Consider the following 13,059-nt stretch of genomic DNA (forward strand, 5'->3'; position numbering starts at 1 on the left):
TCGGAAACGATTTTCATCCCCCGAGCCGTTTTCATCTCCTTGCCTTCCCCTTGTTTGGATCTTTGAGAACATATATTCGCTAAATCTTCTTCATTTCCTTTTTACATGAGGAAGGGGGAGATAATTTTTTATCATAAGATGGAAGAAGATGGAGAACATCGACCTCTCCACGTCCAATAACAGGAGATATCTACATGATAGATGTTTAAAAAACTGCTTATACCTCCTCATACCTAATGCATTGTAGCATAATCAGGCAATGATAGACAATTGGATGATGCGATAAAAACAGCGGAGCCGCCGCAATTTCGGCAGCTCCGCCAGCTTTAGGCGGAATAATGTTCTTTTACAATATGGGCGCAGCGCGGACATAAAGTCGGATGATCAGCATCTTTTCCTACTTCCGGCGTCACTACCCAGCAGCGCTCGCATGTTTCTCCTTCTGCTGGTTTGACGATGACCGCGACATTGGCCAATTTTTGCGCCTCTTCTGGCGCTTGATCATAATCGCCGGCAATCGTGAATTCAGATACGATAAATAATTGTTTTAAGTCTTCGGAAATAGATTGCAGCAGCTGCCGCGCGTTGTCTGTTGGATAAACGGCAACGCTTGCCGTTAATGATTTGCCAATCACTTTTTCATTGCGCGCCACCTCTAGCGCTTTAAGCACATCATCGCGTAAGTTCATAAACGCATCCCATTTGGCGATCAACTCGTCTTCGCCATCGAGCGCCACCGGTTCCGGCATATCGACAAGCTGAACGCTTTCCGCTTTTTCTTTCCGGTTTGGAATGTGCTCCCATACTTCATCAGCCGTATGCGGCAAAATCGGCGCGACCAGCTTCGTCAACGCGACAACCGTTTCGTATAAGACCGTTTGAATCGAGCGGCGGGCGCGGTCATTGGCCGCTTCAATATATAAAATATCCTTGGCAAAATCTAAATAAAACGCGCTTAAATCGACGGTGCAGAAATGGTTCACATCATGGTAAATCGCCGCAAAATCATACGTTTCGTATGAATGTTTTACTTTTTCAATCAACCGGTTTAATTTAGCGAGCATATAGCGGTCGACTTCGCGCAATTCGTTCACCGAAACGGCATCGGTTTCCGGGTTAAAGTCAAACAAGTTGCCGAGCATAAAGCGGAATGTGTTGCGAATTTTGCGATACACTTCGGAAACTTGTTTTAAAATGCTGTCGGAAATGCGAACGTCAGCTTGATAATCGACGGAAGCGACCCAAAGCCGCAAAATGTCGGCGCCAAGCTGTTCCATTACTTTCGCCGGCACGACCACGTTGCCAAGCGACTTGCTCATTTTCCGCCCTTCGCCGTCAAGAACAAAACCATGGCTTAACACCGCTTTATACGGTGCTTTTCCGGTAACAGCAACCGCCGTGGACAGCGACGAGTTAAACCAGCCTCGGTATTGGTCCGAACCTTCTAAGTATAAATCGGCCGGGCGCTGCAAATCCTCACGTTCTACAAGAACCGCTTGATGCGAAGAACCGGAATCAAACCATACGTCCATAATGTCTGTTTCTTTCGTAAAGATGCCGTTCGGGCTGGACGGATGGGTAAATCCTTCCGGCAGCAAGTCTTTTGCTTCGCGTTCAAACCAAACATTCGAACCATATTGGCGGAATAAATTCGATACGTGTTCGATCGTTTCATCGGTAATGATCGGCTCGCCGTTTTCTCCGTAAAAGACCGGAATCGGCACGCCCCATGCACGCTGACGGGAAATGCACCAGTCGCCGCGATCGCGGATCATATTATGGATGCGGATTTCACCCCATTCCGGAATCCATTTTGTTTCTTTAATGGCTTGGAGCAATTCACCGCGGATTTTATCAATGGATGCAAACCACTGTGTTGTCGCCCGGAAAATCGTCGGTTGTTTCGTACGCCAGTCGTGCGGATACGAGTGCGTAATAAACCCAAGCTTTAACAGCGCACCGACTTCCTCTAATTTTTGTGTAATCGCTTTGTTTGCCTCATCGTAAAACATTCCTTCAAAGCCTGGCGCTTCGCTCGTCATATAGCCGCGCTCATCAACCGGGCAGAGCACGCCGAGACCGTATTTTTGCCCAACGATAAAGTCGTCTTCCCCATGTCCAGGTGCGGTGTGGACGCAGCCCGTACCGGCGTCTGTCGTTACATGTTCCCCGCAGACGACTAAAGAATCGCGGTCATAAAACGGATGTTTGGCCACGACGTACTCTAAATCTTTGCCTTTGACCGTTTTTACCACATTCCACTCATCCCAGCCGATTTCTTTGGCAACTGCTTCTAGCAATGCGGCGGCAACAACGTATTTTTGGCCGTTTGTTTCCACGACTTGATAGGCCAAATCCGGATGAACCGCGATCGCCAAGTTGGCCGGGATCGTCCATGGCGTCGTCGTCCAGATCACAATTTTTTCGTCTCCATCCAATACGCCTTTTCCATCTTTGACCGAAAACGCGACATAAATCGATGGCGAACGTTTGTCTTTATACTCAATTTCTGCTTCCGCCAATGCCGATTCGCTTGACGGAGACCAATAAACCGGCTTTAAGCCCTTATAAATCAGCCCTTTTTTCGCCATTTCGCCAAACACTTTAATTTGCTGTGCTTCATATTCCGGTTTCAGCGTAATATATGGGTTTTCCCAGTCGCCGCGCACGCCAAGGCGCTTAAATTGCTTGCGCTGGTTATCGATTTGTTCGTAGGCGTATTGCTCGCAAAGCTTGCGGAATTCCGCAACGCTCATCGATTTGCGGTCGACGCCTTTTTTTGCAAGCGCCGTTTCAATCGGCAGACCATGCGTATCCCAGCCCGGAACATATGGTGCACAATAGCCGCTCATTGATTTATAGCGGACGATAATATCTTTTAAAATTTTATTTAAAGCATGCCCCATATGAATATCGCCGTTGGCATACGGCGGGCCGTCATGAAGCACAAACAGCGGTCGGCCTTTTGTCCGTTCCTGCACTTTGCGGTAAATGTCCATTTCTTCCCATTTCTTTTGCATTTCCGGCTCTCGTTTTGGCAAATTGCCGCGCATCGGAAAGTCGGTCTGCGGCATTAACAGTGTTTCTTTATAATCCATATTCATTCCTCCTTGCATCGTATGATCTATCATCCATGTGGAGAAGGCATTGCCATATGTTCGTGACAGAAGCAGATAATGACGCTTTTTCCACGGCTCCCCGCCATGGCGGTAAAAGAGCGCCTTTGTTATCAGAAAAGCGGTCGTATCGCAAAATAGAAAAAACCGCCCTCTCCCAAAAAGGGACGAGAACGGTCTCGCGGTACCACCCTTATTGACTATGTATCACATAGCCCACTTTGCATTCGTAACGTGAATGACGCGCCATGGCCTACTTCTTTTCCGTTCGGCATGGAACTCCAGGGTGATCTTCACTCTTTCGCTTATGCCGGGCTTCCACCATCCCCAGCTCGCTGTAATAAGCGGTGAAAGAGCTACTGTCCCTTTCATCGTCAGTACATATGTCCGTTTTATTGGATATTATATGCGAAAAAATCGGCTGCCGTCAAGATTGCGACAGCTCTTCTTTTTTTTCTGCATCCACTTCCGGTACTTTAAATTCCATTAAATCGTCCCAGTCGCTGCTATTTAGCATTTCAAGCTGCGCTTCGACCAGCATGCGGAAACGGGTGCGAAGCACTCTCGACTGCCGCTTTAAATCTTCAATTTCCATCACGATTTTCCGCGACTTTGCCAGCGCCTCGCTAATGATGCGCTCCGCGTTTTTCTCCGCCTCTTTGATGATGAGCTTCGCTTCTCTTTCCGCGTTGCGCTTTATTTCTTCCGCCGTTTCTTGGGCGACGAGAATCGATTTGTTCAATGTTTCCTCTATATTTGTGAAGTGATTGAGCTTTTCCGTCAATTCCGTTACCTTTTCTTCCAGCTGCTTTTTTTCGCGAATCACCATTTCGTAGTCTTTAATCACTTGATCAAGAAACTCATTGACTTCATCTTCATTATAGCCGCGAAACCCACGGCTAAATTCTTTATTATGAATATCTAATGGCGTTAAAGGCACAATGGCCACCTCCGTTTGCATAGTTCCTTTCCTTATCATTCGACATTGCTCTATAAATTCCTGCCATTATTCGATTATTTTTGCAGGCCGATGCGGATAAGCCACTTTTCTTTTTTTGTCTTTCCCTCAATGTCCATGATTTTACAGCGGCCAAATCCGCGCGCCGAAAGAACATCTCCTTGCCTGCATTCAAAATGCGCCTGCTCGATTACTTTCCAATTGACTTTGACAAGCCCATTTTCAATAGCGGATTGCATTTTCTGCCGCGAGACGTGAAAAGCTTGGGACAAGATCGCGTCTAACCGCAATGACGAAACGGTAATCAGCGCCTCTTGCCACGTTTCTTCCAGCATCAGGATGTCTGAAAGAGGTTTTTGTTCTAACGAAACTGTCGCATTGCCGATTGCATGCAAATGAAGGCGGACATACTCCGCTACCTCGTTTGCCGCAAGAAATTGTATTTGTTCCTCTTTGCACAAAATATCGCCAAATTTTCCGCGCCTTAAACCAAGCGACATCAGCGCCCCTAACACTTGCCGATGCTCCAAGCTGACAAATTTGCTCGGATAATGGACTTCAAATAAGGCAATTTCATAATCTTCTTCTCTCGGCTGAAAATACGGCGGGTACAGAAGCGCCCGCTTCCGTTCCACCAACGGGGCGCCGCCGAAAAAGGAAACGCGGACTTCGTCATCGCGGCCGATGACGCTTTCGACAATCTGCTGCTCGCGCGGATCTAAAAAATCGGTGAGCTTAGGAGCGTACTGCCGTTTGACCGCTTCTTGCCACTCAAGCACCTGGTCAATAAAATGATGCTCCTCCTTGCGAAAATGCTGATATATTTCCATTGGTTCACTCCTTAATTTTCATGAAGAAAGGAACCCGCTTATGGATTCCCCTACACTAAATTTAACATATAAAACAAGGCATGCAGCCCCCTTGTCGCAAATTCCAGCACCAAAAAAGCGACGATCGGCGACACATCAATCATCCCAATCGGCGGGATAATACGGCGAAACGGCTCTAAATACGGCTCGCAAATCACCGCTAGCATCTGCCCGATTTTCGTGTCGCGGGCGTTTGGAAACCACGACATCAAAATATAAATAATAAGCGCATACGAATAAATTTGAATCAATGTTGTCAAAAACCAAAGCAAGCTGTCCATAAACGGCTACCACCTCTTTATTGTTCTATCGTCCTCGCTATCAATCGAAATCGAGCCACTGACATCGACGTTGTCTGGCGTGCATAAAAAAATTTTCGTGCCGACTTGCTGAATATCGCCGCCAATCGCGTATACCGTGCCGCTTAAAAAGTCGACGATTCGTTTCGCCTGCTCGTGCTGAATCCGCTGTAAATTGACAATCACCGCGCGCCGGTTTTTTAAATGATCGGCGATTTCCTGCGCCTCCGCGTATGCCCGCGGCTCAATTAATATGACTTTCGATGACTTTTGCACGCTTTGCAAGCTTACGACATTCGCTTTTGCGTTTCCCTTTGCAGGCGGATGCGCTTCTTCCACTTCCCCATATTCCTCTTCATATTCTTCTTCATACTCCTCATAGTCTTCCTCTAAAAAATAATCTTTGAATTTTTTTATTAAACCCATCGGTTCCACCTCCTAAAATTGTTTGCCGACTAGCGCTGTGCCAAGCCGAATGAATGTTGCCCCTTCCTCGATGGCAATCACATAATCATTGGACATTCCCATCGACAATTCCGTGCATGGTGCATTGGCAATCTGTAATGCTTGTACATTTTCTTGCAATAATTTTAATTGACGGAAACACGCCCGCAATACCGCTTCGTCATCGGTATAAGGCGCCATCGTCATTAAGCCAACCACTTGAATATGGGAAAAATCGTGCAGCTGCTCAATAAAAGGAATGACTTCGTCCACGGCTAGTCCATGTTTCGTTGCTTCGCCGGAAACATTTACTTGCACAAAGCATTTTACCGGCTTTGTCGCCCGCTTTTCAATTTCTTTCGCCAGCGACATGCGATCCAGCGAATGAATATAGTCGACTTTATCAATGATATTTTTTACTTTTCGCGACTGCAGGGTGCCGATAAAATGCCATGTCGCTTTGTCTCCCAACACGCTATATTTTTGCAGCAGTCCATCGTCACGGTTTTCGCCTAAATCGGTAATGCCGGCTTCTAGCGCCTCGCGCGCCCGCTCTACACTTACATATTTCGTCACGGCGACGATGCGAATGTCGGCAGGGTCGCGTCCGGCGCGCTGGCATGCTGCTTCAATATTTTCGCGAATTATGGCTAAATTGTCGCGAACCGTCATCATTTTTCCTCCTTCCTGCCGATAAACGCCATCATTCTCCCCGTTTTGCCTTGATCGCGGCGATGGGAGAAAAACAAATGATCGGCACAGCTTGTGCAGTATGAAGAAACGTAAATATGGTCTTTACGGATGCCTGCCTTCATTAGCAGCATTTGATTCAATGCTTTTAAATCAAGCGCATATTGACCAGGGCTTACTTGCCGATACGGAAGCGGCTGTTCTCCCTGTAAAACGCGATCCACATGCACAATTACGCGGTCATCGACTACATAGCAGCAAGCGCCAATCGAAGGACCGATCGCCACATAGATGTCAGCAAGCGGAATATGCTCTCGCTCCTGCCAAAGCCGGACCATTTCTCCAGCAATATTTTTTACCGTTCCTTTCCATCCGGCATGGGCAAGCCCGATCATGCCATGTTTTGGCGCAATAAAATAAAGCGGTACGCAGTCGGCAAAGCATAAAGCAATCAGCACTCCTGCTTCGTCTGTATATAAACCATCCGTACCCGCTATGGCAGATGAATAATCTGCCGCTCCTCTTCCGTTTTGGCTAGCTTTGACCTTTTCAATGCGGGCGCCATGTATTTGCTCGCAACAGATCCATCGCTCAAGCGGAAATTGCAACAAATCCGCCAAACGCTGGCGGTTGCGGACAACGACAGCACGGTCGTCGCCGACATGCAGCCCTAAATTGAATGTCGCAAACGCACCGCTGCTCATCCCACCGTGTTTTGTCGTAAAGCCAGCCGTTACTTCGGTGAACGGATACGACGGCTGCAGTAACAGCAACTCCTTGTCTACTTGTTGAAAAATGTCAGACATGTTCGCCAACCTCATGCTTTTTTTGTTGATTTTTATCACTTTTTTTCCTATTTTATCATAGTTTGCTTAAACGTGATAACCATTATTTATCATTTAATCCGTTTCTACTCGCTGTCGTTCAAACGAACTAAAATAACGTCCGCACCAATTTTGACAATATTTTGCCACGGGATGACAACTGCTTCTTCGCGTCCGAATAACCCGAGCACTTTTCCTACCCCTAAAATGATTAATGAGCGTATTTTTCCTGTCTCTAAATCGATATCGATATCGCCAATATTTCCCAACTTTTTGCCGTTTGCCACATTGACAATGTCTTTCGATTGAAATTCGGAAATTCTCATCATTGTAAAATCCCCCACTTTCTCCTCTTATTCATAACTATATGAATGTATATAGCGGCTTATGTAAAAAAGAAAAGAGCTGAACGAACAGCTCTTATACTTGAATGTTTTTATTCATTTGTCGAATCGCCGCTTTTTCTAACCGCGAAACTTGTGCCTGGGAAATTCCAATTTCTTCAGCAACTTCCATTTGCGTTTTTCCTTGAAAAAAGCGTTTGCGAATAATCATTTTTTCTCTTTCGTTAAGGCGCCGCAGCCCTTCTTTTAGCGCAATTTCTTCGATCCATTGGCTGTCGCGGTTACGTTCGTCGCTTAATTGGTCCATTACGTAAATCGGGTCGCCGCCATCATTATAAATCGGTTCAAATAAGGAAACAGGGTCTTGAATCGCATCGAGCGCAAACACCACTTCTTCATGTGGAACACCAAGTTCTTTGGCAATTTCTTCTGTCGTCGGTTCTTTCGCCGTCTCACTCATCAGCCTTTCGCGCACTTGCAGCGCTTTATAGGCGATATCACGAAGCGAGCGGGAGACGCGGATCGGATTGTTATCGCGCAAATATCGGCGAATCTCGCCGATGATCATCGGCACTGCATAGGTGGAAAATTTTACATTTTGGCTTAAATCAAAGTTATCAATCGATTTCATAAGTCCGATGCAACCGACTTGGAATAAATCGTCGACAAACTCTCCACGGTTATTAAACCGCTGAATAACGCTTAACACCAGCCGCAAATTACCATTCACTAATTTTTCCCTTGCCTCCAAATCCCCTTCATGCATCCGTTTAAACAGTTCACGCATTTCTTCGTTTTTTAGTACTGGTAGCTTTGATGTATCTACTCCGCAAATCTCAACTTTGTTTCTTGCCAAGTTGTTCCCTCCTATCAGGAGATGCTAAGTCGTCAGTTTTCAGTATCTCCTGTGGAAGGAAAAATATGCACGCCTGTCCATACGTAAAAAAGCGGCGATCAAACGAATCGCCGCCGTTTTACATCATCTTGTTGAATTCTTTGCGAAGCCGCTTAATAATCCGCTTTTCTAACCGCGATATGTAAGATTGGGATATGCCAAGCAAATCGGCAACGTCCTTTTGCGTTTTTTCTTCTCCGCCTGAAAGTCCAAAACGAAGTTCCATAATTTGCTTTTCGCGATCGCTAAGCTGGCGCAGTGCATTAAATAAAAGACGCCGATCCACATCTGCTTCCAAATCTTTTGTAATTACATCGTCTTCCGTGCCGAGCACATCCGACAACAGCAATTCATTGCCATCCCAATCGATGTTTAACGGTTCATCAAATGATACTTCGGCGCGGACTTTATTATTGCGCCGCAAATACATTAATATCTCATTTTCAATGCAGCGGGACGCATAGGTGGCCAATTTAATTTTTTTCTCCGGATTAAATGTATTTACCGCTTTAATCAGTCCGATCGTCCCGATGCTAATTAAATCTTCAATATTAATTCCTGTATTTTCAAACTTACGCGCAATATAGACAACAAGACGTAAATTGCGCTCAATAAGGAGCGATCTTGCCGTTTCGTCTCCGGCAGAAAGCTTTTCGATCAACCTTTCTTCCTCTTCTTTTGTCAATGGCGGCGGCAGCGCCTCACTGCCGCCGATATAATATATTTCATCCGTTTTAATTCCTAACTTCGCCAATAGCTTATAGAAAAAATACGTGATGCGAAGTTTCCACGTTTTCATGAAAATCCCCCTTCTAAATTAATAAAAAGTGAGTATGATATAGTAACGAATTATGAAGCAGTAAGCTTCCTTCCCGTTTGCACCATTTTCGGATGGATAATGCACTCATATTCCCCATCTGTGGACAATTTTGTTTCGTTTAATCCGACGAGCCCTTTTTCGACTTCAAGCCATTGCCTTTCATAGAAAATCATAATGCGGTCCGGTTTCACTGCAATTAAAAATTGCTGTTCGCTTCCGACAACCCGGTACGGGATGATGCGCAGCCGATGCATCCACTTTTCAAATACGGGATGATGGTACCAATCCATCGATGTTTCCAGCCGAAGCTGCTGCACTAATTCCTCTGGCAACACTTCCTTGATTTTCTCCTTCTCCACGATCATAACCGGTATTTTCGATATAGGATCGTATAGCTGATTGCCGCTATCAATCAATCCTTTTACTGAAAGCGGCTTGCCGTCAAACACAATAACGACGTCCACAATATGTTCGAAGCGCAGCTTCTTTTCGCGAATTCCATCGATGCGGGCGCGGGAAAACAACCACAATACCGGGAATCCGACTAAAACAAACATCCAGCTGACCGGATCACCGACACCGAGTGAATAGGTTGTCAGCATGCCGCGGTGAATATCAATTTCCCGTTGTAAAAAATAATGCACTGCTACCATACCGCCGCCGACGGTAAAGGTGGCAAAGTAAAACGCAAATAAATTTTCCAAAAAATACCTTATACGCTTAAATCCAAAAGCAGCGAAAACGATCAAAAACGAAACGAATACCTTTATGACAGGATGCTGGGCATATACAGAAAACGGAGTAAACATGATGACGACGAGCAAGGAGCCAATAAACGCCCCGGCAAGCACCCGCCACCACACGACATCCCGTTTTAGCATAATTGCCGTCAGCCAAAGCAGCAGACTGTCAAAGCACAAATTTAGCAGCCAGATGACATCTAAATAAACGGCCAACCAAATAGCCTCCTTCTTCTTTTACCAAAACAATCAGTTTCTGAAAATAGTATATAGTACATCTTATTGGAAAGTCTGTCAATTTATGATGATGAAAAACAGGAATTTTTGTCAAAGAACCGAGAAAAAAGGTGCTTCCATATGAACAGGAACACATGCATCCGTGGCGGCAGAATCGCAGCGCCGCAAACCGGCCAAACGCAACCGTATCGATGACAAAGGAAACAATTTTTGCGGTGAACTTGCTTGGAGAAGGATTATTTTTGCAAAAAAAAAATAGAAAAGCGACAATGCAGAGAAAAAGAAACGAGCATGAACGTTTAGTTCATGCTCGTTCCCGTTTAACGGCGGCGATTGCGATTGCGCAGAAACGCAGGAATATCCAGCGGATCTTCGACTTGCGCCGAGCGCAATGCCGCATAATCTTGCGTCGCTTCTTCGCGTTTTTCCCGTTTCGGCACAGGGGTTACTTTCGGAATGGTGCCGATTCCAACCCGCGATGGACGCGGCTGCGAAGCGACATTTTCATTAAATCCGGTCGCAATGACCGTTACGATAATTTCATCTTTTAAGTTTTCATTAATGACCGAACCGAAAATCATATTCACCTCTTGATCGGCTGCCGTTGCAACGATATCAGCGGCTTCTTGCACTTCATAAAGGCTTAAATTCGTTCCGCCGGTAATGTTCATCAATACGCCTTGGGCGCCGTCAATCGATGTCTCTAACAGCGGGCTCGAAATCGCTTTTTTCGCCGCTTCCGCCGCCCGGTTTTCGCCGCTGGCAATCCCGATGCCCATCAGCGCCGAGCCTTTATTGGACATTATCGTTTTTACATCAGCAAAGTCCAAGTTAATCAAGCCCGGCACGGCGATTAAATCAGAGATGCCCTGCACCCCTTGGCGCAGAACGTTATCGGCTTCGCGGAATGCCTCCAACATCGGCGTGTTTTTATCAACGATTTCTAAGAGGCGGTCGTTCGGAATGACAATCAGCGTATCGACAGCTTCCTTCATCGCTGCGATTCCGCTGGCTGCCTGTGTCGCCCGCTTCCGTCCCTCGAATGTAAACGGACGGGTAACCACCCCAACGGTCAGTGCGCCTAATTCACGAGCGATTTGGGCAATGACCGGGGCAGCTCCGGTTCCTGTTCCTCCGCCCATTCCGGCTGTCACAAACACCATATCGGCGCCTTTCAGCGCTTCTTCAATTTGCTCCTTGCTTTCTTCCGCTGCTTTTTTCCCTACCTCCGGGTTTGCACCTGCGCCTAAACCTCGCGTTAATTTCGCTCCAATTTGCAGCTTTGTTGGTGCTTTCGATAAATTTAACGCCTGTGCGTCTGTATTGACCGCAATAAACTCCACACCTTGTACACCATGTTCAATCATCCGATTGACGGCGTTGTTGCCGCCGCCGCCAACCCCAATCACCTTAATCGTTGCCATCTGATCAATCGTAGTGTCAAACTCCAACATGACTAAATCCTCCCAAATTTCAATCTCTATTCAAAGAAAGATCCGAAAAACTTCTTCACTTTTTTCCCAAAGTTTTCTTCCTTCTTTTTTGGCTTCGGCTGCTGCTTTTGCGGATGTCGCTCTATCGGCTCCGCCACCGTGGCGGCAACCGGAACCGATTTTCCTTGCAGCATCGCCTGCCGATAAGCATACTTAATTAATCCGACTCCTGTCGTATATTGTGGGTCGCGCACGCCTATATAATCAGGCATCGCTATGCGCACGCTGGTTTCTAACACGACATGAGCCAATTCCAATATACCCGGCATGTTGGCGACGCCGCCTGTAAGCACATAGCCGCCAGGCAGGTCGCGAAATCCAAGCTTGCGAATTTCATGCTGAACCATTTGAAAAATTTCTTCCAATCTTGCCTCGATGATATCGGCAACTTCCAATTGGCTAAACTGCTGATGCTGATCAGTCCCGATAATCGGTACACTGAACACTTCTTCTTCCGAGGCATGGTTATAAAAAGCATGTCCATGCTTTAATTTAATCCTTTCTGCATCTTCCGTCGATATTCGGAGCCCGATCGCCAAATCTTTTGTAATATGATCGCCTCCTACTGGCAAAACGGAAGTGGCTTGCAAAAATCCTTGTTCAAAAACGGCGATTGTCGTGGAACCACCGCCGATATCGACCAATGCGACTCCCAGATTTTTTTCATCATTGGACAAAGCAAGGGAACCAGCAGCCAGCGATTGCAAGCAAATATCGCTTATTTCTAAACCAGCTCGTTCCACACAGCGGAGTAAGTTATGTAAAATCGTTTTCGCTCCGGTAATAATCGTTCCTTCCATTTCGAGACGGACGCCGAGCATGCCGCGCGGATCATTGATTCCATCCAATCCGTCAACGATAAACTGCCTCGGAATAACGCCAATAATTTCCCGATCTGGAGGAATCGATACGACTTGCGCGGCATCCATCACGCGAGCAACATCTTCATCAGTAATTTCGCGGTTTTCGCTGGAAACGGCAACGATGCCATGGCAGTCTTGCAGCTGAACATGATTGCCTGTCACGCCGACAATCACGCGGCGAATCGTTAAACCAACCATCCGTTCCGCTTGCTCCACCGCACGTTTGATCGATTGTACCGTTTTATCTATATCAACAATAGATCCTTTTTTGAGCCCTTCCGATTTTACATTCCCTACCCCAATAATGTTAATGGAATCGTTCAGCATTTCTCCAATGATAACTTTCACGCTCGATGTACCAATGTCAAGGCTAACGACGATCTCATTGCTGCTCATCTTTTGGTACCTGCCTACTAAAATCGTATATATACCGCCTTGCCGTCTTTTCTTCCTGTTTCCGCGGTCAA

General features: G+C 46.4%; 13 protein-coding genes and 1 other annotated feature. All 13 genes read right to left on the reverse strand.

Annotated features, from left to right (window positions below):
* Positions 1 to 326: 326 nt before the first annotated feature.
* The 13 genes from ileS to ftsA all read right to left on the reverse strand — a co-directional run bounded on the left by ileS (position 327) and on the right by ftsA (position 12,988).
* Positions 327 to 3,098, reverse strand: coding sequence for an isoleucine--tRNA ligase (ileS, locus tag GCA01S_RS03240; protein WP_042407206.1), 2,772 nt, complete (start codon positions 3,096 to 3,098; stop codon positions 327 to 329).
* A 178-nt stretch (positions 3,099 to 3,276) separates the two neighbouring features.
* Positions 3,277 to 3,497: a binding site (T-box leader), on the reverse strand.
* Positions 3,498 to 3,543: 46 nt separating this feature from the next.
* Positions 3,544 to 4,056, reverse strand: coding sequence for a DivIVA domain-containing protein (locus tag GCA01S_RS03245; RefSeq protein ID WP_174407472.1), 513 nt, complete (start codon positions 4,054 to 4,056; stop codon positions 3,544 to 3,546).
* Positions 4,057 to 4,130: 74 nt separating this feature from the next.
* Entirely contained in the window at positions 4,131 to 4,904 is a 774-nt protein-coding gene (locus GCA01S_RS03250) for a YlmH family RNA-binding protein (RefSeq protein ID WP_017434719.1), read from the reverse strand.
* Positions 4,905 to 4,954: 50 nt separating this feature from the next.
* Entirely contained in the window at positions 4,955 to 5,224 is a 270-nt protein-coding gene (locus GCA01S_RS03255) for a YggT family protein (protein ID WP_017434718.1), read from the reverse strand.
* 6 nt (positions 5,225 to 5,230) lie between these two features.
* Positions 5,231 to 5,668, reverse strand: a complete 438-nt coding sequence (locus GCA01S_RS03260) for a cell division protein SepF (protein ID WP_017434717.1) — start codon at positions 5,666 to 5,668, stop codon at positions 5,231 to 5,233.
* Between the two features lie 12 nt (positions 5,669 to 5,680).
* Positions 5,681 to 6,358: a YggS family pyridoxal phosphate-dependent enzyme gene (locus tag GCA01S_RS03265; protein WP_017434716.1), complete on the reverse strand. Its 678-nt coding sequence runs from the start codon at positions 6,356 to 6,358 to the stop codon at positions 5,681 to 5,683.
* Positions 6,358 to 7,182: a peptidoglycan editing factor PgeF gene (pgeF, locus tag GCA01S_RS03270; RefSeq protein ID WP_017434715.1), complete on the reverse strand. Its 825-nt coding sequence runs from the start codon at positions 7,180 to 7,182 to the stop codon at positions 6,358 to 6,360. Before pgeF ends, GCA01S_RS03265 begins: the two co-directional genes overlap by 1 nt.
* Positions 7,183 to 7,286: 104 nt before the next feature.
* Positions 7,287 to 7,529, reverse strand: coding sequence for a YlmC/YmxH family sporulation protein (locus tag GCA01S_RS03275; RefSeq protein WP_042407211.1), 243 nt, complete (start codon positions 7,527 to 7,529; stop codon positions 7,287 to 7,289).
* Between the two features lie 91 nt (positions 7,530 to 7,620).
* On the reverse strand, positions 7,621 to 8,400 hold the full coding sequence (gene sigG, locus GCA01S_RS03280; protein ID WP_017434713.1) for an RNA polymerase sporulation sigma factor SigG: 780 nt from the start codon (positions 8,398 to 8,400) through the stop codon (positions 7,621 to 7,623).
* A 118-nt stretch (positions 8,401 to 8,518) separates the two neighbouring features.
* Positions 8,519 to 9,238 carry an RNA polymerase sporulation sigma factor SigE gene (gene sigE / locus GCA01S_RS03285; RefSeq protein ID WP_017434712.1) on the reverse strand — a complete coding sequence of 240 codons (720 nt, stop codon included), beginning with the start codon at positions 9,236 to 9,238 and terminating at the stop codon, positions 8,519 to 8,521.
* A 50-nt stretch (positions 9,239 to 9,288) separates the two neighbouring features.
* Entirely contained in the window at positions 9,289 to 10,215 is a 927-nt protein-coding gene (spoIIGA, locus tag GCA01S_RS03290; RefSeq protein WP_042407214.1) for a sigma-E processing peptidase SpoIIGA, read from the reverse strand.
* Positions 10,216 to 10,556: 341 nt separating this feature from the next.
* Complete coding sequence (gene ftsZ, locus GCA01S_RS03295) at positions 10,557 to 11,690, reverse strand: cell division protein FtsZ (protein WP_017434709.1); 1,134 nt, start codon at positions 11,688 to 11,690, stop codon at positions 10,557 to 10,559.
* A gap of 26 nt (positions 11,691 to 11,716) precedes the next feature.
* Positions 11,717 to 12,988, reverse strand: a complete 1,272-nt coding sequence (ftsA, locus tag GCA01S_RS03300; protein WP_017434708.1) for a cell division protein FtsA — start codon at positions 12,986 to 12,988, stop codon at positions 11,717 to 11,719.
* Positions 12,989 to 13,059: the final 71 nt, after the last annotated feature.

This window comes from Parageobacillus caldoxylosilyticus NBRC 107762 (assembly GCF_000632715.1).
GTDB classification, from domain to species: Bacteria; Bacillota; Bacilli; order Bacillales; family Anoxybacillaceae; genus Saccharococcus; species Saccharococcus caldoxylosilyticus.

Coding starts and splice junctions, on each gene's coding strand:
- ftsZ (WP_017434709.1), bottom strand. CDS start 11,690: ATGTTGGAGTTTGACACTACGATTGATCAGATGGCAACGATTAAGGTG.
- GCA01S_RS03255 (WP_017434718.1), bottom strand. CDS start 5,224: ATGGACAGCTTGCTTTGGTTTTTGACAACATTGATTCAAATTTATTCG.
- GCA01S_RS03275 (WP_042407211.1), bottom strand. CDS start 7,529: ATGATGAGAATTTCCGAATTTCAATCGAAAGACATTGTCAATGTGGCA.
- GCA01S_RS03260 (WP_017434717.1), bottom strand. CDS start 5,668: ATGGGTTTAATAAAAAAATTCAAAGATTATTTTTTAGAGGAAGACTAT.
- pgeF (WP_017434715.1), bottom strand. CDS start 7,182: ATGTCTGACATTTTTCAACAAGTAGACAAGGAGTTGCTGTTACTGCAG.
- ileS (WP_042407206.1), bottom strand. CDS start 3,098: ATGGATTATAAAGAAACACTGTTAATGCCGCAGACCGACTTTCCGATG.
- GCA01S_RS03250 (WP_017434719.1), bottom strand. CDS start 4,904: ATGGAAATATATCAGCATTTTCGCAAGGAGGAGCATCATTTTATTGAC.
- ftsA (WP_017434708.1), bottom strand. CDS start 12,988: ATGAGCAGCAATGAGATCGTCGTTAGCCTTGACATTGGTACATCGAGC.
- GCA01S_RS03265 (WP_017434716.1), bottom strand. CDS start 6,358: ATGACGGTTCGCGACAATTTAGCCATAATTCGCGAAAATATTGAAGCA.
- sigE (WP_017434712.1), bottom strand. CDS start 9,238: ATGAAAACGTGGAAACTTCGCATCACGTATTTTTTCTATAAGCTATTG.